The 18,492-nt window shown below is 73.5% G+C and carries 17 protein-coding genes and 1 pseudogene; 9 read left to right on the plus strand and 9 right to left on the minus strand.

Translation table 11 applies throughout. The features are described from left to right. Positions 1 to 98: 98 nt before the first annotated feature. A complete protein-coding gene (locus AC07A6_RS37355; protein WP_362470422.1) occupies positions 99 to 521 on the minus strand; it encodes a hypothetical protein in 423 nt (140 codons plus the stop codon). Positions 522 to 861: 340 nt separating this feature from the next. Between AC07A6_RS37355 and AC07A6_RS37360 the strand changes: the two genes are divergently transcribed. Genes AC07A6_RS37360 through AC07A6_RS37375 form a run of 4 tightly spaced genes read left to right on the plus strand, consistent with a single transcriptional unit; the run spans position 862 to position 5,140 of the window. After that, the gene (locus AC07A6_RS37360; RefSeq protein WP_478780101.1) at positions 862 to 3,657 is read left to right on the plus strand and encodes a sensor histidine kinase; all 2,796 of its coding nucleotides are present in this window, start codon (positions 862 to 864) and stop codon (positions 3,655 to 3,657) included. Next, positions 3,654 to 4,091, plus strand: a complete 438-nt coding sequence (locus AC07A6_RS37365) for a roadblock/LC7 domain-containing protein (protein ID WP_050779556.1) — start codon at positions 3,654 to 3,656, stop codon at positions 4,089 to 4,091. The genes AC07A6_RS37360 and AC07A6_RS37365 overlap by 4 nt, the downstream gene beginning before the upstream one ends. Before the next feature lie 10 nt (positions 4,092 to 4,101). Next, positions 4,102 to 4,533 carry a DUF742 domain-containing protein gene (locus AC07A6_RS37370; RefSeq protein ID WP_125819534.1) on the plus strand — a complete coding sequence of 144 codons (432 nt, stop codon included), beginning with the start codon at positions 4,102 to 4,104 and terminating at the stop codon, positions 4,531 to 4,533. After that, positions 4,514 to 5,140 carry a GTP-binding protein gene (locus AC07A6_RS37375; protein ID WP_362470428.1) on the plus strand — a complete coding sequence of 209 codons (627 nt, stop codon included), beginning with the start codon at positions 4,514 to 4,516 and terminating at the stop codon, positions 5,138 to 5,140. Before AC07A6_RS37370 ends, AC07A6_RS37375 begins: the two co-directional genes overlap by 20 nt. 154 nt (positions 5,141 to 5,294) lie before the next feature. On the opposite strand, the gene AC07A6_RS37380 is transcribed toward AC07A6_RS37375, so the two are convergent. Together AC07A6_RS37380 and AC07A6_RS37385 are read right to left on the minus strand one after the other, a co-directional pair. Beyond that, positions 5,295 to 6,485: a lipid-transfer protein gene (locus tag AC07A6_RS37380; protein WP_478780102.1), complete on the minus strand. Its 1,191-nt coding sequence runs from the start codon at positions 6,483 to 6,485 to the stop codon at positions 5,295 to 5,297. Then, complete coding sequence (locus AC07A6_RS37385) at positions 6,482 to 6,937, minus strand: Zn-ribbon domain-containing OB-fold protein (protein WP_478780103.1); 456 nt, start codon at positions 6,935 to 6,937, stop codon at positions 6,482 to 6,484. Before AC07A6_RS37385 ends, AC07A6_RS37380 begins: the two co-directional genes overlap by 4 nt. An 87-nt stretch (positions 6,938 to 7,024) precedes the next feature. Here AC07A6_RS37385 and AC07A6_RS37390 point away from each other — a divergent pair, with 87 nt between their 5' ends. After that, on the plus strand, positions 7,025 to 7,546 hold the full coding sequence (locus tag AC07A6_RS37390; RefSeq protein WP_362470434.1) for an NUDIX domain-containing protein: 522 nt from the start codon (positions 7,025 to 7,027) through the stop codon (positions 7,544 to 7,546). A gap of 84 nt (positions 7,547 to 7,630) precedes the next feature. Here the strand turns inward: AC07A6_RS37390 and AC07A6_RS37395 are convergent, their stop codons facing one another. Next, positions 7,631 to 8,014, minus strand: coding sequence for a VOC family protein (locus AC07A6_RS37395; protein WP_478780104.1), 384 nt, complete (start codon positions 8,012 to 8,014; stop codon positions 7,631 to 7,633). Positions 8,015 to 8,284: 270 nt separating this feature from the next. On the opposite strand from AC07A6_RS37395, the gene AC07A6_RS37400 reads away from it, so the two are divergent. Together AC07A6_RS37400 and AC07A6_RS37405 are read left to right on the plus strand one after the other, a co-directional pair. Further along, positions 8,285 to 8,827: an RICIN domain-containing protein gene (locus tag AC07A6_RS37400; protein WP_478780105.1), complete on the plus strand. Its 543-nt coding sequence runs from the start codon at positions 8,285 to 8,287 to the stop codon at positions 8,825 to 8,827. A gap of 137 nt (positions 8,828 to 8,964) precedes the next feature. Further along, positions 8,965 to 9,331, plus strand: a pseudogene (locus AC07A6_RS37405) (transposase family protein); the annotation flags it as partial. 18 nt (positions 9,332 to 9,349) lie between these two features. Here AC07A6_RS37405 and AC07A6_RS37410 read toward each other — a convergent pair. Then, positions 9,350 to 9,931 carry a hypothetical protein gene (locus AC07A6_RS37410; protein ID WP_386273261.1) on the minus strand — a complete coding sequence of 194 codons (582 nt, stop codon included), beginning with the start codon at positions 9,929 to 9,931 and terminating at the stop codon, positions 9,350 to 9,352. Between the two features lie 111 nt (positions 9,932 to 10,042). Further along, positions 10,043 to 12,493: a glycoside hydrolase family 31 protein gene (locus tag AC07A6_RS37415; RefSeq protein ID WP_478780106.1), complete on the minus strand. Its 2,451-nt coding sequence runs from the start codon at positions 12,491 to 12,493 to the stop codon at positions 10,043 to 10,045. 211 nt (positions 12,494 to 12,704) lie between these two features. Here AC07A6_RS37415 and AC07A6_RS37420 point away from each other — a divergent pair, with 211 nt between their 5' ends. Then, positions 12,705 to 14,681 carry an acetoacetate--CoA ligase gene (locus tag AC07A6_RS37420; protein ID WP_478780107.1) on the plus strand — a complete coding sequence of 659 codons (1,977 nt, stop codon included), beginning with the start codon at positions 12,705 to 12,707 and terminating at the stop codon, positions 14,679 to 14,681. A gap of 57 nt (positions 14,682 to 14,738) precedes the next feature. After that, a complete protein-coding gene (locus AC07A6_RS37425) occupies positions 14,739 to 15,644 on the plus strand; it encodes a hypothetical protein (protein WP_478780108.1) in 906 nt (301 codons plus the stop codon). Positions 15,645 to 15,741: 97 nt separating this feature from the next. Here the strand turns inward: AC07A6_RS37425 and ptsP are convergent, their stop codons facing one another. The 3 genes from ptsP to AC07A6_RS37440 all read right to left on the minus strand — a co-directional run. Next, positions 15,742 to 17,412: a phosphoenolpyruvate--protein phosphotransferase gene (ptsP, locus tag AC07A6_RS37430; protein WP_362470454.1), complete on the minus strand. Its 1,671-nt coding sequence runs from the start codon at positions 17,410 to 17,412 to the stop codon at positions 15,742 to 15,744. A 78-nt stretch (positions 17,413 to 17,490) separates the two neighbouring features. Further along, positions 17,491 to 17,940 (minus strand): PTS sugar transporter subunit IIA, encoded by a 450-nt coding sequence (locus AC07A6_RS37435; protein ID WP_362470457.1) that lies wholly within the window; start codon positions 17,938 to 17,940, stop codon positions 17,491 to 17,493. Positions 17,941 to 18,218: 278 nt separating this feature from the next. Next, a partial coding sequence (locus AC07A6_RS37440) for a hypothetical protein (protein WP_478780109.1) occupies positions 18,219 to 18,492 on the minus strand: 274 nt, incomplete at its 5' end.

Below are 18,492 nucleotides of genomic sequence, written 5' to 3' on the forward strand. Positions count from 1 at the left end.
ACCCCGCCTCCTCGCTCCCACCCCCCCCCGGTCTCCTCGCTACCCTCCCCGGCCCCCCCCCCCCCCCCCCCCCCCCCCCCCCCCCCGCTCCCGGCCGGTCAGCGGCGTCCGGAGCGCTGGTGGACCGGTACGCCCCCGGCCAGGGGAGCGGCCGCCAGGCGGCTCTCCCGGGCCGGTATGCGGCCGCGCCGGGGCTCGCGGGCCGCGCTGCTCGGCTCCGACAGCACGCCGTGGCGCTGGTTCCACATCTGCCGGGTGATCCACACGTCCAGCACCGACCAGGTGGCCACGATCGTCGCGGCTATCCCCACCAGCACCATCGGGAAGGCCAGCCAGGACCCGGTCAGCGCGAGGAAGAAGGTGATCGTGGCCTGCGTCAGCGTCACGGCCACGATCAGCACCGCCCGCACCGCCGACGAGCGCACCGGGTCCGGCATCCGGCGCCGCCGGGCCGGCTCCTCCACCCACAGGCCCCGCCCCGGAGCCTCGGCCGACGTGCCGTCCTCTTCGTACATCCTCATGGTCCGCCCACTCCCCGCCTCTTCTCCCGCCCTGCTCCCCGCCCTGTCTGTCAGACGACCGGAACCCCCCGCGGAGTTCCGTATACCGGACCCGGAAGGCAGAATTCCAGCCATCCATCCGGACAACGGAACCGACACCCCACCAAGTGTCATCTGCCACATATCGGGCCTGACTTGACCGGAAACATCGGACAACTGGTGATCTTCGTACGGGGGTCAGGCCGAAAACGTCCGGACACCTCTGCGAAGCCGCTCCGTGGCAGTAGTAGGCTCACGCCGTTTAAATGACGGAACACCGACCTCTGACAACGGGGTTGAGCTGGGGGAGGCTGGGGAGGCCATGCGCTTTCGCGGGAAGTCCATCCGCCGGAAGATCGTGGCGTTGCTCCTGGTGCCGCTCGTCTCCCTGACCGCCCTCTGGGGCTTCTCCACGGTCATCACCGGCCGTGAGGCAGTGCAGCTGCTCGACGTCGCGTACGTCATCAAGAAGGTCGGCTACCCGATGGAGGACGTCGTCCGCGTCGTCCAGAAGGAACGCCGCCAGACCCTGGTCGTCCTCGGCGACCCGCGCGAGGTGGCCGCCACCGCCGAACTCACCAAGAGCCGCACCGCGACCGACACGATGGTCCGCTCCATCACTGCGAACGCCCTCGACCCCGAGGTCTCCGACGAGCTCAGCCCGCAGACCCGCCAGCGCCTCAAGTCGATCATCGAGGCCCTCCACGGCATCAACGCCCTGCGCCGGTCCGTCGACCAGGGCGGGGTCAGCCCCGGCCAGGCCCTGGAGCTCTACAGCCGGCTGGTCGACCCCTGCTACGAGTTCCTGATGAACCTCCACGCGCTGGAGAACGTCGAGATGGACAAGCAGGGCCGCGCCCTCGTCGGCATCACCCGCGCCCGCGAGACCCTCTCCCGCGAGGACGCGGTCGTCGCCTCCGCCCTCGCCGCCGGCAACGTCCCGGCCGGCGACCTGCGCCGCGTCTCCGACTTCGCCGCCAACCGCGGCCTGCTGTACGAGTTCAACCTCGCGATCCTGCCGCCCGACGACCGCAAGCTCTTCGAGCAGTACTGGAACGGCCCCCAGACCAAGGCGCTGCGCGACGCGGAGGAACGGTTCATCACCGGCGGCGCCGGCAAGAACCCGCGCGTCACCGCCGCCCAGTGGAACGAGGCCGCGAACAAGGTCCTCGGCGACCTCGCCACCATGGGCACCGCCGCCGGCGACCGCTACCAGAAGCGCGTGGAGCCCGTCGCCGTCGGCGTCCTCGTACAGGCCGCCGTGGCCGGCGTCCTCGGCTTCATCGCCCTCGTCTTCTCCCTCGTGATGTCCGTCCGCATCGGACGCGACCTCATCCGCGACCTGTCCCGGCTCCGCAAGGAGGCCCACGAGGCCTCCGGCATCCGGCTCCCCAGCGTGATGCGCCGCCTCGCGGCCGGCGAGACCGTCGACGTCGAGACCGAGGCCCCCCGCCTGGAGTTCGAGAAGGACGAGGTCGGCCAGGTCGGCCTCGCCCTCAACAGCCTCCAGCGCGCCGCCGTCGAAGCCGCCGTCAAGCAGGCCGAGCTCCGCCGCGGCGTCTCCGAGGTGTTCGTGAACCTGGCCCGCCGCAACCAGGTGCTGCTGCACCGCCAGCTGACCCTGCTCGACACCATGGAACGGCGCACCGAGGACACCGAGGAGCTCGCCGACCTGTTCCGCCTCGACCACATGACCACCCGCATGCGCCGCCACGCCGAAGGCCTGGTGATCCTCTCCGGCGCCGCGCCCTCCCGCCAGTGGCGCAAGCCCGTCCAGCTGATGGACGTCGTACGGGCCGCCGTCGCCGAGGTCGAGGACTACGAGCGCATCGAGGTCCGGCGCCTGCCCCGCATCGGCATCGAGGGCCCGGCCGTCGCCGACGTCACCCACCTCGTCGCCGAACTCCTGGAGAACGCCACGGTGTTCTCGCCCCCGCACACCGCCGTCCAGGTCCACGGCGAACGCGTCGCCAACGGCTTCACCCTGGAGATCCACGACCGCGGCCTCGGCATGAACCCGGAAGCACTCCTCGACGCCAACCTCAGGCTCGCCGAGACCCCCGAGTTCGAACTCTCCGACACCGACCGCCTCGGCCTCTTCGTGGTCAGCCGCCTCGCCCGCCGCCACAACGTCAAGGTCGTCCTCCAGCCCAGCCCCTACGGAGGCACCACCGCGGTGGTCTTCCTCCCCGCCGACCTCCTCACCGAGGCCCCCGACACCAACGGCACCGGCATCCGCCTCGACGCCGTGAAGGGCGTCCGCGGAGTCGGGACCGGCCCCGCCAAGAGCTCCGCGCGGCCCGGCCCCATCGCCATGGACCGGGCCCCCTCGGCCCGCCCGCTGCCCGCCGGCGTGCTCAACGGCCCGGTCGAGCTGGAGGGCCCCATAGGCCTCCTCGGACTGGACGGCCTCGACGACCCCGCCGGACTCGACGAGATCGCCACCGGCATCGCGGGCCTCACCGGCGTCGGCGGCCGCCCGCCCATGGCCAGCCTCGACGACGAGACCCCGCCCGGCGGCATCCCGCGCAGCGCCCTCCTCGGCACCGGCTCCGCGGACCGGCCCCTCAGCGGCCACCCGCACGGCGCCGGCCACGCCGAGCGCGGCGGCCCCTGGAAGCGCGACCGCGACCGCGGGCGGGAGCCCCTGGCCCCCACCGGCCCGGTCCGCTCGGAACGCCCCCGCACGGAGCCCCCGCACCCCGAAGGCACCCGCGCCGGCGGCCCCGTACCGCTGCCCCGGCGGCGGCCCACACCCACCCTGGTCGCCGACCACGGCCGCCGCGTGGAGCCCCGCCCGGCCGCCGTGAAGGCGGTCCCCGCGCCGCGCACGGGCTCCGAGGAGCCCGCGCCCGCGCCCGGCCCGGGCGGCCTGCCCCGCCGGGTGCGCCAGGCCAACCTCGCACCCCAGCTCAAGAACGCCCCGGCGCCCGCCGCGGCACAGTCCCCCGAGGACCCGGTGTCCGACCGGGACGCGGAGGACGTACGCACGCGCATGTCCGCCCTCCAGCGAGGCTGGACGGCGGGCCGCGACCAGCACGCACAGCAGCAGTCCGAGACCGAGGCCGGCCGCTCCGGCGCCGGTCCCGCGCATGAGAACGAAGGGGACGGTCGATGACCGCACCGCAGACCGGAAACGACACCAGGGGCCGCGGCTCCGGCCCGCTCAACTGGCTCCTCGACGAACTCGTCGACAAGGTCGGCAGCATCCGCAAGGCGGTCGTCCTCTCCGGCGACGGCCTGCCCACCGGCAGCTCGAAGGACCTCACCCGCGAGGACAGCGAACACCTGGCCGCCGTGGCCTCCGGCTTCCACAGCCTCGCCAAGGGCGTCGGCCGGCACTTCGACTCCGGGCGGGTCCGCCAGACCGTCGTCGAACTCGACGAGGCCTTCCTCTTCGTCATGGCCGCGGGCGACGGCAGCTGCCTGGCCGTGCTCTCCGACTCCGACTCCGACGTCGGCCAGGTCGCGTACGAGATGACGCTCATGGTCAAGCGCGTGGGCGACCACCTGGCGACCGCCCCGCGTTCCGGGCAGCCAGCCGGAGGGTGAGTCGGACGGCATGAGCGATCCAGGCCAGGACCACCCCCCGACCGACCGTCCGACGCCCGAGACCGGCCACCCCCACTGGTTCGACGACGACGCGGGTCCCGTCGTACGCCCGTACGCCATGACCCGCGGCCGGACCAGCCACGCCGCCCAGCACCGTCTCGACCTGATCGCGCTCGTCGTCGCGGAGGCGGCGGCCGACGATCCGGTCTGGGACATGACCCTCTCCCCGGAACACGCCCACATCCTCGGGCTGTGCCGGGAACGCCCCCAGTCGGTCGCGGAACTCGCCGCGGACCTCGACCTCGCCATCGGCGTCGTCCGGGTCCTGATCGGCGACCTCGTCGACGAGGAGCTGGTCCACGTGACCAGGCCGGTCCCGCCGGCCGAACTGCCCGATGAATCCATTCTCCGTGAGGTGATCGATGGCCTTCGGGCGCTCTAGCCGCACCGGTGCGATGCACGCCGTCTCGCCGGTCGAGCCGCTGACCCTGAAGATCCTGGTCGCGGGCGGCTTCGGGGTGGGCAAGACCACCCTGGTCAGCGCGGTCAGCGAGATACGTCCGCTGCGGACCGAGGAACGGCTCTCCGAACCGGGCGCCGGCATCGACGACACCGGGGGAGTGGAGGGCAAGAGCACCACGACCGTGGCCATGGACTTCGGCCGCATCACCCTCCGCGAGGACCTGGTGCTCTACCTCTTCGGCACCCCCGGACAGGACCGCTTCTGGTTCCTGTGGGACGAGCTGGCACAGGGCGCCCTCGGCGCCGTCGTGCTGGCCGACACCCGCCGGCTCGCCGACTGCTTCGCCGCCATCGACTACTTCGAACGGCGCGGCATCCCCTTCCTCGTCGCGGTCAACTGCTTCGACGGGGCCGACCGCCACCCGGTGGTGACCGTCCGAGACGCGCTCGACCTCGACCCCGAGGTGCCGGTGCTGCTCTGCGACGCCCGCGACCGGGAGTCCGTCAAGGACGTCCTGGTCGGGGTCGTCGAGCACGCCATGTCGCTCGCCCGGGCCCGCCGCGCGAGCCTGAGCGCCTCTTCCTGAGCGCGTGGAGGCGGCCCGTACCCCCGCCGACTGGGGTACGGGCCGCAGCTCTCATGGGGGGTCGCGGGGTCCCCGTCGCCGGGACCGTGGAGCGAGTGTGAACCCGCGGCCCGGGGCCGTCAAGCACCCTGACGGCAGTACTTGTCCGCGGCGCTCACCGCACCGCGACCACCGCCGACCCGTGCCCGAAGAGCCCCTGGTTGGCGGTGATCCCGGCCCGCGCCCCCGGAACCTGGCGCGCCCCCGCCGCACCCCGCAGCTGCCAGGTCAGCTCGCACACCTGGGCGATGGCCTGCGCCGGGACCGCCTCCCCGAAGGAGGCCAGCCCGCCGCTCGCGTTGACCGGCACCCGCCCGCCGAGCGCCGTCGCGCCCTCCCGTACGAGCTTGGCGCCCTCGCCCTCACCGCACAGCCCGATATCCTCGTACCACTCCAGCTCCAGCGCGGTGGACAGGTCGTACACCTCGGCCAGCGAGAGGTCCTCCGGCCCCAGCCCCGCCTCCTCGTACGCGGCCCGGGCGATCGAGGCCCGGAAGGACCCGGACGCCGGCTCCACGGCGGCCGCCGAGTCGGTCGCGATGTCCGGCAGGTCCAGCACCGTACGCGGATACGTGGGCGTCACCGTCGACACCGCCCGGATCCGCACCGGGTCCGCCACCCCGCGCGCCCGCGCGAAACCCATGCTGCTCAGCACCAGCGCCGCGCCCCCGTCGGAGGTCGCGCAGATGTCGAGCAGCCGCAGCGGGTCGGCCACCACCGCCGACGCCGCCACCTCCTCGGCGGAGACCGCCTTGCGGTAGCGGGCGTACGGGTTGTGCGCCCCGGCCGCCGAGTTCTTCACCTTGACCAGCGCGAAGTCCTCGGCGGTGTCCCCGTGCAGGGCCATCCGGCGCCGGGCGTACAGCCCGAAGTAGGCGGGATTGGTGGCCCCCAGCACCCGGAACCGCAGCCAGTCGGGGTCGTCCGGCCGCTCGCCCCCGGCCGGGGCGAAGAACCCCTTCGGCGCGGCGTCGGCGCCGACCACCAGCACCACGTCCGCCAGCCCGGCGAGGATCTGCGCCCGGGCCGCCCCGATGGCCTGGGCCCCCGAGGCGCAGGCCGCGTACACGCTGGTGACCCGGGCCCCCTGCCAGCCGAGCGCCCGCGCGAAGGTGGCCCCGGCGACGTAGCCCGGGTATCCGCCGCGCACGGTGTCGGCGCCGACGACGGACTGCACGTCGGTCCACTCCAGCCCGGCGTCGGCGAGCGCGGCCCGGGCGGCGGCCCGCCCGTACTCGACGAAGCTGCGCCCCCACTTGCCCCACGGGTGCATGCCGGCCCCCAGCACGGCCACGTCCCCGCTCACCGGGCGCCCTCCACCGGCCGGAACCACCAGGTGGTCCGGGCGGCACCGGCGTCCCCGCCGAGCACCCCTTCCACGACCTCCACCTCCATGCCGACGGCCAGGTCGGCCGGCGTCACCCCGGGCGCGGCCTGCCCGAGCACGACCATCCGCTCGGCCTCCAGCTCCACCGCGACCAGGGTGTACGGCTCCCAGGGCGCGTCCGGGTCGGACACGTAGGGGGCGGGCGGCCGGTAGCGCCCGTCGGTGTAGGACCAGACCCGGCCGCGCGGCGAGAGCGGCACCTCGGCGAGCTCGCCGCCGCCGGGGCAGTGCGGGTTGCGGCAGTAGGCGTCCTCGCGCGGGAAGAACACCGAGGCGCAGGCGGAGCACCGGGTGCCGAGCAGGCGGAAGCCGTCCCCGGCGTCCGTACCGGTGAACCACCCGCTCACCACGGGCGTGCGTGTGCGTTCCAAGACCCCTCCCGGACAACGTGATCTGACGAAGCGTCAGAAGTCTGCCACGGGCCGCCCCGCCGCGACAGGGGCCGGTACCATCGCCGCATGCCGGCACAGCTGAGGGACTCGCACTGCTCCACCTGCGGAACTCCGTTCGACGCGGACGGGTGGCCCCGCGCGTGCGCCGCGTGCGGCGCAGTCACCTACCGCAACCCGCTCCCGGTGGCCGTCGCCCTGCTCCCGGTCGAGGACGCGGCCGGCACCGGCCTGGTGGTCATCACCCGCACCATCGAACCGGCCCTGGGCGGCGTCGCACTGCCCGGCGGGTTCATGGACTTCGGCGAGGACTGGCGCACGGCCGTGGTCCGCGAACTCCGCGAGGAGACGGGCATCGAAGCCCCGGCCTCCGACGTCGCCCTGGCCGACGTCCTCAGCTCCCCGGGAGGCCACATCCTCGTCTTCGGCCTCCTCCCGCCCCGCCCCGCCTCGGCCCTCCCGCCCTCGGCCGCCACGGACGAGACCACGGGCTGGCACATCCTGCACGCCCCTGCGGAACTCGCCTTCCCCCTCCACACCAGGGCGGCGGCCTCCTGGTTCGCGGGCCGCTACGCGCCGGCGGGGGAGTGAGGGTAGCGACGGCCACCACGGGCGAAGCGGTCTTCCTGCACCGCGCGGATGGTCAGCCGGGGAAGGACCGACAACGCCGGGGCGTCAGAAGCTCACGGCGGCTCGGTCGGACTCGCCGCGCAGGACGCAGAATTCGTTGCCCTCGGGATCGGCGAGGACCGCCCAGCCCGAACCGTCGGGGTTGCGGTGATCGGCGACGAACGTGGCGCCGAGTCCCAGCAGCCAGTCGACCTCCTGGTCGCGCGAGGTCTCGGGGCGCAGGCACAGATGGATGCGGTTCTTGACCGTCTTGGCCCCGGGCACCTGGTTGAAGTACAGCACCGTGCCCTCTGCCGGCAGCACCTGGGTCTCCGGGTCACCCGGTCTGACGTCCGGGTCCATCGGACAGCCCGTCACACTGCTCCAGAACCGGGCCAGCCCGTACGCATCCGCACAGTCGATCGCCACGTTCTGCACTGTCGAAACCATGGGCCAAAGCCTTCCTGACGTCCACGCCGGAAGCCACGGGGCCGTGTGCACTGGGGCGGTGGCGGCCGTGTCGTCAGTGGCTCGGGATGTCGTGAGGTGTGTTGGGCCGGACGGAGTGCGCCAAGGCGATCAACGTCCGGGTCGGCGTACTTCCCACGACGTCATTCGGTCATCCCTCTCATGAACCCCACATCGGGCGGTCGCCGGACCTTAGTCTTCCGCCGAGTGCTGCTTCTGCGGCTTGTGTGACGAGATGAGGAGAGCTCTGCGATGGGATCCGTGCGTTCGTTAGTCCTTCGTACCGGTGTCGCCGCCGCTGCGTTGCTGTCGGTCGCCGCCTTGCCGGCCGTGCCCGCCCAGGCCGACTCCGGGAACTCCGACACCGCGGCATCGGTGGCCACCCGGAGCAGGTGGGCGAACATCGGCACCGGCAAGTGTCTGGACGTGCGGGCCGGATCGTTCAGTGACTTCGCGGTCATCCAGCAGTTCAGCTGCAAGGACGAGCTGCACCAGAAGTTCTGGACCGATCCCCTCGTCGGCGAGCCGTACACCTTCATCAATCCGGGGCACGCGACGCTGATGTGCGTCCAGCCGACCACCCTCGACTCGAGCGGGCTCATCGTCCAGCGGAGCTGCACCCACACCGACGGCCAGAAATGGGAGTTCATCTGGCAGAACGGCGGAGCCCTGATCAAGAGCAAGGTCAGCGGACTCTGCCTCGCGGACGCCGGCATGCCGAACGGCAGCCGCCGCGAGGTCCGGCAGCTGCCCTGCACCGGCGAGGCCGGCCAGCTCTGGCTCAACCGCGCCTAGGCCGCTTCCTTCGGATCACCGGACCGTTGGCTGACGCCCAGTGGGCGAGGACCGAGCCCTTGCTGCCGGACCGGACGCCACCACGGGGCGGGCGGTGGCGGGATCACCGACAGGTGATCGACGCGATCGCGTTCAAACGTGCCCACCAGCACGCCGCCGGGGCCCCAAGAGGGGCCCCGGCCGGCGAGTTCGGACCTTCCCGCGGCGGACTGACCACGAAGATTCACCTCGCCTGCGATGGCTACGCGTCGTCGAAGATCCCCGGGCGCCTCTGCAGGCGCGGCATCGCGGCCACGATCCCGGAACGGACCGACCAGATCAACGGCCGCCTCCGCAGGGGCGAGAGCCGGTGCCGGCTCGACCGCGCCGCGCACCAGCGCCGTAACGTCGTCGAACGCTGCCAACCGGCTCAAGCGGAGCAAGGCCCTGGCCACCCGCCACGACACGCGAGCCCGCCACCATCGGGCCCTGGTCACCCTCGCCTGCCCGCGGCCCTGGCTCCCATGGCCCGGCGGGCACGCCTCACGGCACCGGCAGGTCCATCACCAGCGACGCCAGCCCCACCACCCCCACCGCCGTCCCGGCGACCACCGCGCCCCGCGCCCACAGCGCGCCCGCCGGCACCGGCCGGGCCCGCCCCCGCAGCAACGTCCCGACCACCAGCGGCAGCACCGTGCCCGCCACGCACCCGGCCCACACCACGCCGAGGCCCGGCACCGGGGCACCCTGCGTCCCCAGCCACCACCGCACCACCCCGGCCGCCGGCACCGACACCGGGGCGGCCAGCACCGCCACCGCCACCGGCCGCGGCCACGCGCTCACCCGGGCGGTCCAGCGGCCCACCGCCGCGAGCGGCTTGACCAGCAGCAGCCCGTGCAGGAATCCCGCCGCGGCCAGCGAGACCGCCCTCACGCCCAACTCCCCGGCGTTCCCGGCCGGAACCACCCCGGTCACCAGCAGCAGGGCCCACACCGTGACCGGCTGCCACGCCCCCACCACCTCGGAACCCGGCACCCGGTCCCACCGCCGCGCGGCGGCCAGCACCCGCCGGCCCAGCGCCGACCGGTCCGGCGCGTACGCCCGCGCCGGGCTCGTTAAGACCATCACAGACTCCCTGCTCAAGCGACCAGCGACGGCACACCCGCCGCCGCCCGCAGCATCCTCCTCCTCCCTACACCGGACCTACACCCCTATAGGGGGTGGCCGGGACACCCCCTAGGAGCGGCCGGGACACCCCTGGCCCCGCACCTCCACCCCGCTCACCACACCCCCCGCCTCGTCCTCGACCACCACCGCGTCCCCGGCCCACCGCACCGTGTACCGCTCCACCTCACCCGCCTCGAACCCCGGCCCCGGATCACGGATCACCACCCCGCCACCGGTCCGCCCCCGCGCGGGGGCCCACGCCTCCAGACCCACCGACCCGTCCCCCCGCCGCACCGGCAGCACCGCCCCCGCCCGCGCCAGCACCGGCATCCGCCCCGGCGGGGCCTCGAACAGCACCTGCCCGGGCCCCTCGTACGCCGCCCCCGTCGCCGTGTCGTACCAGCGCCCCCGCGGCAGCCGCACCGCACGCCGGTCCGCCCCGCACTCCAGCACCGGGGCCACCAGCAGCGCGTCCCCCAGCAGGAACGCGTCCTCGCAGTCCCGCAGCCGCCGGTCCTCCGGCGCCCCCCACCACACCGGCCGCACGTACGGCGCCCCCGTTCGGCGCGCCAGATGCGCCAGCGTCACGAAGTACGGCCGCAGCCGCTCCCGCTCCGCCAGCACCGCCCCCGCCAGCTCCGCCACCTCCGGCCCGAACTCCCACGGCTCCCGCCGCCCCGCCCAGATCGCCGAATGCGTCCGGAACAACGGCAGGTACGCCCCCAGCTGGAACCACCGCAGGTACAGCTCCGCCGACGGCGACCCCCCGAAACCCCCCACGTCCGGACCCGAGTACGGCACCCCGCACAGCCCCAGCCCCAACACCAGCGCCAGGGACGCCCGCAGCCCCTCCCAGCTGCTCTCCACGTCACCGGACCACGTGCCCCCGTACCGGTGCATCCCCGCCCACCCCGACCGGGAGAACAGGAACGGCCGCTCGGCCGGCCGCAGCCGCACGAGGCCCTCCCAGCCGGCCCGCGCCATCATCAGCCCGTACACGTTGTGCCCGGCCCGGTGGTCCCCGCCCACCCCCTCCAGCGAGTGCCGCGCCGACCGGGGGAGCGTCGCGTCACCCCACGGCGCGAAGGACACCGGCTCGTTCATGTCGTGCCAGAACCCCGCGAAGCCCTGCGCCAGCCGCTCCTCGTACAGCCCGCCCCACCACTCCCGTGCCGCCGGATCCGTGAAGTCCGGGTACGCGCACTCGCCCGGCCAGACCTCCCCGCGCACCTCACGCCCCCGCGCGTCCCGCACGAACGCCCCCCGCGCCCCCACCGCCCGGCCCGAGGCGTGCACCGCGTCCCCCGCCTTCACCGCCGGGTCGACGATCGACACCAGCCGCACGCCGCGCGCCCCCACCTCCCGGGCGAGCCCGGGCAGATCGGGGAACGCCTCCCGGTCCACGGTGAACACCCGGTGCCCGTCGTAGTGGTCGATGTCCAGGTGCACGGCCGACAGCGCCAGCCCCCGCTCCTCGTACCCGGCCACCACCCGCCGCACCTCGGCCTCGCTCCCGAAACCCCACCGCGCGTGCTGGTACCCCAGCGCCCACTCCGGCGGCACCGCCGCCGCCCCCGTCAGCCCCGACCACCCCTGCATCACCCGCGCCGGCGTCCCCACCAGCACCCAGCACCTCGGCGGCCCGCCCTCCAGCCGCAGCTCGCTCGTCCCGGGCCGGTCCACCCCCGAACCGGCCCCCTCCTCGCCCTCGCGCAGCACGACCCGCCCCTCCCAGGGGTTGTCGTAGAAGGCCAGGTGCGTCCCCGCGTCCGCCACCACCACCTGCACCGGCATCGTGATGTACAGCGGGTCCGTGTCCGGCCCGAAGCCGCCCTTGGGATCGGTGTTCCACAGCCGGTACTCCCCGTCCCGCAGCCGCGGCCCCCGCGCCCGCCCGCCCAGCCCGAAGAACCGCGCGTCCGCCGGCACCTCCGACCGCTGGAGCCACCGCGAACCGCCCCCGTCCGCCACGGGAGCCGCGCCGCCCCCCGCGCCGCCGTCCTCGACGTCCCCGCCCCCCGCGTCCCCGCCCCCCGCGTCCCCGCCCTCCGCGCCACCGACCGGGTCCCACCAGCGCGGCGGCAGCTCCCTGCGCAGCACCGCCCCGCCCGGCGTCCGCACCTCCACCGCCCCGTGCCGGGACACCGCCACCGTCACCCGCTCCGACACCACCCGCCAGCCACCCCCGGTGTCCGGCTCCAGCACCGCCCGCGGATCCGGCGCGGGACCACCGCCCACCACCGCGTACGAGGGCACCGGCTCCGCCCCGTCCCAGCCCCAGAACACCGCACCGCCCACGGTCACCCGTACCAGCAGCTCACTGCGCGCGAACCGCAGCACCCCACCGCCCGGCCGGGCCTCCGTACCCGCCAGCACCCCCGGCACCCGCGCCCGCTCCGCCCCCCGGCGCGGCAGCCCCTCGGCGTCCGCACGCCGGTGGCGCCACGCCGAGCGCCAGGCCCGCCGCCCGCGCGCCGTACCGATCTCCTTCACCGCACGCACCAGATCACGACCGTCCATGCCGGTCACCCTGCCACCGGCACCCCGCCGCGCGGGCGGCGTTCAGCTGCCGTTCACCCGGAAAACGATCAACCCGACCGGCCCAGGACAGCTCTGGTGCGGATGTCGATCACATGGCATGGTCCCTGTGAGCCGCCGCGCGCACACCGACGCCGCGACGGAGCCGTCCGCACACGAAGCGCGAGAGCCAGACTTGACCGGGAGCCGACCCATGACCTCTGCCACCCAGCCGGAACCCCTCTGGTCCCCGAGCCCCGACAGGATCGCCGGAGCCCAGGTCACCCGCTTCCAGGCCTGGGCGGCCGAACGCTTCGGCGCCCCCGCCGGCGGCGGCTACCCGGCCCTCCAGCGCTGGTCCGTCGACGAGCTCGACACCTTCTGGCAGGCCGTCGCCGAGTGGTTCGAGGTCCGCTTCACCACCCCCTACGAGGAAGTCCTCGCCGACCGCTCCATGCCCGGAGCCCGCTGGTTCACCGGCTCCACCCTCAACTACGCCGAGCACGCCCTGCGCGCCGCCGAGGACCCCGCCCGCGCCGGGGACCCCGCCCTGCTCCACGTGGACGAGACCCACGAACCCACCCCCCTCAGCTGGGCCGAGCTCCGCCGCCAGGTCGGCTCGCTCGCCGCCGAGCTGCGCGCCCTCGGCGTGCGCCCCGGCGACCGCGTCAGCGGCTACCTCCCCAACATCCCCGAAGCCGTCGTGGCCCTCCTCGCCACCGCCGCCGTCGGCGGGGTCTGGACCTCCTGCGCCCCCGACTTCGGCGCCCGCAGCGTCCTCGACCGCTTCGAACAGGTCGAACCGGTCGTCCTCTTCACCATCGACGGCTACCGCTACGGCGGCAAGGAGCACGACCGCCGCGAGACCGTCGCCGAGCTGCGCGAAGGACTCCCCTCCCTGCGCGCCGTCGTCCACATCCCGCTCCTGGGCACCGAGGCCCCCGAGGGCACCCGCGCCTGGGCCGACCTGACCTCCGGCACGCAGGACCCCGTCTTCGAGCCGGTCCCCTTCGACCACCCGCTCTGGATCCTCTACTCCTCCGGCACCACCGGCGCCCCCAAGGCCATCGTCCAGTCCCAGGGCGGGATCCTCCTCGAACACCTCAAGCAGCTCGGCCTGCACTGCGACCTCGGCCCCGAGGACCGGTTCTTCTGGTACACCTCCACCGGCTGGATGATGTGGAACTTCCTCGTCTCCGGCCTCCTCACCGGCACGACCGTCGTCCTCTACGACGGCAGCCCCGGCTACCCCGACACGGGCGCCCAGTGGCGGATCGCCGAACGCACCCGAGCCACCCTCTACGGCACCTCCGCCGCCTACGTGATGGCCTGCAAGAAGGCCGAGGTCCACCCCTCCCGGGACTTCGACCTCTCCGCCGTCAAGTGCGTCGCCACCACCGGCTCCCCGCTGCCGCCCGACGGCTTCCGCTGGCTCCACGAGGAGGTCGCCGCAGACCTGTGGATCGCCTCCGTCAGCGGCGGCACCGACGTGTGCAGCTGCTTCGCCGGAGCCGTCCCCACCCTCCCGGTCCACATCGGCGAACTCCAGGCCGCCTGCCTCGGCACGGACCTCCAGTCCTGGGACCCGGCCGGCAAGCCCCTCACCGGCGAGGTCGGCGAACTCGTCGTCACCGCCCCCATGCCCTCCATGCCGATCCACTTCTGGAACGACCCCGACGGCAGCCGCTACCGCGACAGCTACTTCGAGATGTTCCCCGGCGTCTGGCGCCACGGCGACTGGATCACGATCACCGACCACGGGTCCGTCGTCATCCACGGCCGCTCGGACTCCACCCTCAACCGGCAGGGCGTCCGGATGGGCTCCGCGGACATCTACGAGGTCGTCGAACGCCTCCCCGAGATCAAGGAATCCCTGGTCATCGGCCTGGAGGAGCCGAACGGCGGCTACTGGATGCCGCTCTTCGTCCACCTCGCCCCCGGCGCCGTCCTCGACGAGGCCCTGCGCAAGAAGATCGCCAAGACCATCCGCGAGCAGCTCTCCCCGCGCCACGTCCCCGACGAGGTCATCGAGATCCCGGCCGTCCCGCACACCCTGACCGGCAAGCGCATCGAGGTCCCGGTCAAGCGCCTCCTCCAGGGCACCCCGATGGCCAAGGCGGTCAACCCGGGCTCCGTCGACAACCCGGAACTGCTCGCCTTCTACGAGGAGCTGGGCCGCACCCGAGGGTGACTGTCAGTGGCGACGGTTACCGTGAGTGAGCAATTGATCGCACGCTCAGGGGGAACCATGAACGCCACGCCCGACACACCAAGCACCGGCACGACCGCCTCGCTCCGCCGCGAGGTCCCCAGCACCGTCGGCCTCATCACCGACCCCGGGGACTTCGCGGCCATGCGGGACTACCGCACCTTCGCCTTCGGCCACCACGACGAATACCCCGACTACCTCCGCCGGATCGACGCCCTGCTGCGCTCCCTCGCGGCCCAGGGCATCCACACCACCGTCGCCCTCTTCGACCCGGAGGAGTACGCCGCCTACTGCGAGGAACACGGCCTCGACCCGGACAGCGCCCACACCCGCAGCCGCTTCACCGCCGAACTCGCCGGCGGCCCGACCCTGCCCTACGCGGGCCAGCCCGTCGAGGAACTCGTACCGCTCCTCGTCGACGAAGCCGTCCGCCAGTCCACCTGGGAGTACGCCACCGAGCTCCTCGCCGGCGTGGGCGCCTGCGCGGACTGCGGCGAGGACATCGGCGGGGCCTCCTTCGAGCGCGCCGCCGACATGCTCGAACGTCTCGTCGCCGGCGCCGGACCCGGCCACCACCACCTCGTGTGCAGCGTCCCCGCCGAGGAGCAGCAGCTCATCGCCGTCCTGCACGCCGAAGCGGCCGCCGAGCCCGCCGCCCGGCCCCGCGTCCAGGGCCGCGAAGGCCTCGACTTCGTGACCGTCCTGGCCGCCGGACTCGCCCTCGGCGGCGCCGGGGGACTGGTACTGCGGAGCACCACCGAGGGCTTCCGCGACCGGGTCCACGGCTGGCGCCTCGACCGGGGCCGCCTCGTCGCCCTCACCGCCGCCGCCGTGTTCGACGCCTACTGCACGGATGCCGACACCGGCGACCCCGTCGCCCCCGAACCCGGCGTCGAATACTGCCCCGGCTACGAGGTGGACGTCCCCGGCCCGCACCGCGAGTAGCCCGCCGGCGCCCGCCGTCCGGCCCCGCACCGGAAAACGCCCGAGGGGCCCCCGCCACCGGCGAAGGCCCCTCGGAACCGACAACGCGTACCGACCGCTACTCGCCGGACAGCACCGCCTGCGCGGCCACCCGCGCCTCCTCGGCGCTGTCCGCGGCCCGCGCGGCCGCGGCCGCACGCTCGCACTGCGCGAGGGTGTACTTGGCGAGCGTCGCCCGCACGTACGGGATCGACGCCGCACCCATCGACAGGGAGGTGACACCCAGACCCGTCAGCACACAGGCCAGCAGCGGATCCGAAGCGGCCTCACCACAGACACCGCAGCTCTTGCCCTCCGCCTTGGCGGCCTCGGCCGACATCGCGATCAGGTCGAGCAGCGCCGGCTGCCACGGGTCCTGGAGCCGCGACACCGCACCCACCTGCCGGTCGGCGGCGAAGGCGTACTGCGCGAGGTCGTTCGTACCCAGCGACAGGAACTCCACCTCCTGCAGGATCGAGCGCGCCCGCAGCGCGGCGGAGGGGATCTCCACCATCGCGCCGAACTTCGCCACCAGACCGGCCTCGCGGCACGCGTCCGCGAACGCCTTCGCGTCCTGGCGGTCGGCCACCATCGGGGCCATGACCTCCAGGTAGACCGGCAGCCCCTCGGCCGCCTTGGCCAGCGCGGTCAGCTGCGTGCGCAGCACCTCCGGGTGGTCCAGCAGGGTCCGCAGACCGCGCACGCCCAGCGCCGGGTTCGGCTCGTCCGCCGGGGTCAGGAAGTCGAGCGGCTTGTCGGCGCCGGCGTCCAGCACCCGCACGACCACGCGCCCCTCGGGGAACGCCTCCAGGACCTTGCGGTACGACTCGATCTGCTTCTCCTCGGACGGAGCCTTCCTGCTGTCGTCCAGGAACAGGAACTCCGTACGGAACAGGCCCACGCCCTCGGCCCCGGCCTCCACCGCGGCCGGCACGTCCGCCGGCCCGCCGACGTTGGCCAGCAGCGGCACCTTGTGCCCGTCGGACGTCGCACCCGGACCGGAGGAGGCGGCCAGCGCCGCCTTCCGCTCGGCGGCCGCGGCCTCCAGCTCGGCCCGCTTCTCCGCGGTCGGCTCCACGAACAGGTCACCGGTGCTGCCGTCGACGGCGATGACCGTGCCCTCGGCGATCTCACCCGCACCCGGCAGCGCCACGATCGCCGGCACGCCCAGCGCCCGCGCGAGGATGGCGCTGTGGCTGGTCGGCCCGCCCTCCTCGGTCACGAACCCGAGCACCAGCGCCGGGTCCAGCAGCGCGGTGTCGGCGGGAGCCAGGTCCCGGGCGATCAGCACGTACGGCTCGTCGCTGTCCGGCACGCCCGGCATCGGCACGCCCAGCAGCCGCGCCACGATCCGGTTGCGCACGTCGTCCAGGTCGGCCACCCGCCCGGCCATGTACTCGCCGGCCCCCGCGAGCAGGTCGCGGTAGGACGCGAACGCGTCGTAGACGGCGCGCTCGGCGGTGCTGCCGACGACGATCCGCCGGTCGACGTCCGACATCAGCTCGGGGTCCGTGGCGATCATCGCCTGGGCCTCGAGCACGTGCTGGGCCTCGCCCCCGGCCAGCTGGCCGCGTGCGATCAGGTCGGCCGACACAGCCTCCACGGCCTGACGGGCGCGCCCCTGCTCGCGCTCCGCCTCGTCCGCGGCGATCTGCTTCGCGGGCGGTTCGAGCACGGCCGTACCCATGTGCCGAACCTCGCCGATCGCCACACCGTGGCTCACGCCGACGCCTCGCAGCGTTGTCTCCATTACACCCGTCTCCGATTGAGCGGCGGCTCCAGCCGCCGTGATGGATATCCGACTCGCCTGTGGGACCAGGCGGAAGGGCTACTGCCAGCTGAAGAGGACGTCGTCCGGCTTGACGTCGCCGGACTCGACGACGCCGGAGAGGGAGTCGCTCGTCGCCTCGAGCGCCACGACGGGGCAGATCGGGGACTTGCCGGCGGCCTCGACCGCGGCGGGGTCCCAGCGGATGACCTCCTGGCCGCGGACCACGGTGTCGCCCTTGTTCACGAGGAGCTCGAAGCCCTCGCCGTTGAGCTGCACGGTGTCGATGCCGAGGTGGGTCAGGACACCGTGGCCCTCGCTGTCGACGACCACGTACGCGTGCGGGTGCAGGGAAACGACCACGCCGTCGACGGGAGACACCGCCGCGGAGGGTTCGCGCACGGGATCAATGGCGGTGCCCGGTCCCACCATCGCGCCGGAGAACACCGGGTCGGGCACTGCCGCGAGTCCGATGGCCTGCCCGGCGAGCGGGGACGTGACGCTGGTCATGGGGGCCTCCCAGGGGGTGGGGCTTCTTCGTGCCGCCGTCACTGCCTGTCGCGAACGGCGTACTCGTTTGAAGGATATTGCAGAGCTTGTACGGGTTCGCCCGATGTTGGTCCCGATCCGGACGGCCCTTGGACACGGAGACTAGTGGACTAGACCGGTGGACTAGACCATACGCGTGAATCGATTTGCCTGCGTCCCACGGGAGCTGTACTGTCGTGACTCCCGCCAGGACGTGCCGCGTGAACATCTCGCGAACAGTCGGTGGCCGGGACTCCTCCTCAATCAGTGATCGTCCGGATCTCCGCTTGATCGCTTTCCGCGTGCCCTTGACGGCAAAACGGAGAGTGGTCGGAGAGAAGGAAATCCACTGATAGAGTCGGAACCGCCGGAAAGGAAAAGCGCGAAAGCGCAGGACCTGGAAAGCAAGCGAGAAAGACTCTGATAGAGTCTGAATCGCAAGAACGAAAGCCCGGAGGAAAGCCCGAGAGGGTGAGTACAAAGGAAGCGTCCGTTCCTTGAGAACTCAACAGCGTGCCAAAAATCAACGCCAGA

This window comes from Streptomyces sp. NPDC044002, assembly GCF_056434525.1.

Bases quoted from the DNA above. Each gene is read 5' to 3' on its own strand.
- AC07A6_RS37355 (WP_362470422.1), bottom strand. From the start codon at position 521: ATGAGGATGTACGAAGAGGACGGCACGTCGGCCGAGGCTCCGGGGCGG.
- AC07A6_RS37360 (WP_478780101.1), top strand. From the start codon at position 862: ATGCGCTTTCGCGGGAAGTCCATCCGCCGGAAGATCGTGGCGTTGCTC.
- AC07A6_RS37365 (WP_050779556.1), top strand. From the start codon at position 3,654: ATGACCGCACCGCAGACCGGAAACGACACCAGGGGCCGCGGCTCCGGC.
- AC07A6_RS37370 (WP_125819534.1), top strand. From the start codon at position 4,102: ATGAGCGATCCAGGCCAGGACCACCCCCCGACCGACCGTCCGACGCCC.
- AC07A6_RS37375 (WP_362470428.1), top strand. From the start codon at position 4,514: ATGGCCTTCGGGCGCTCTAGCCGCACCGGTGCGATGCACGCCGTCTCG.
- AC07A6_RS37390 (WP_362470434.1), top strand. From the start codon at position 7,025: ATGCCGGCACAGCTGAGGGACTCGCACTGCTCCACCTGCGGAACTCCG.
- AC07A6_RS37395 (WP_478780104.1), bottom strand. From the start codon at position 8,014: ATGGTTTCGACAGTGCAGAACGTGGCGATCGACTGTGCGGATGCGTAC.
- AC07A6_RS37400 (WP_478780105.1), top strand. From the start codon at position 8,285: ATGGGATCCGTGCGTTCGTTAGTCCTTCGTACCGGTGTCGCCGCCGCT.
- AC07A6_RS37410 (WP_386273261.1), bottom strand. From the start codon at position 9,931: ATGGTCTTAACGAGCCCGGCGCGGGCGTACGCGCCGGACCGGTCGGCG.
- AC07A6_RS37415 (WP_478780106.1), bottom strand. From the start codon at position 12,493: ATGGACGGTCGTGATCTGGTGCGTGCGGTGAAGGAGATCGGTACGGCG.
- AC07A6_RS37420 (WP_478780107.1), top strand. From the start codon at position 12,705: ATGACCTCTGCCACCCAGCCGGAACCCCTCTGGTCCCCGAGCCCCGAC.
- AC07A6_RS37425 (WP_478780108.1), top strand. From the start codon at position 14,739: ATGAACGCCACGCCCGACACACCAAGCACCGGCACGACCGCCTCGCTC.
- ptsP (WP_362470454.1), bottom strand. From the start codon at position 17,412: ATGGAGACAACGCTGCGAGGCGTCGGCGTGAGCCACGGTGTGGCGATC.
- AC07A6_RS37435 (WP_362470457.1), bottom strand. From the start codon at position 17,940: ATGACCAGCGTCACGTCCCCGCTCGCCGGGCAGGCCATCGGACTCGCG.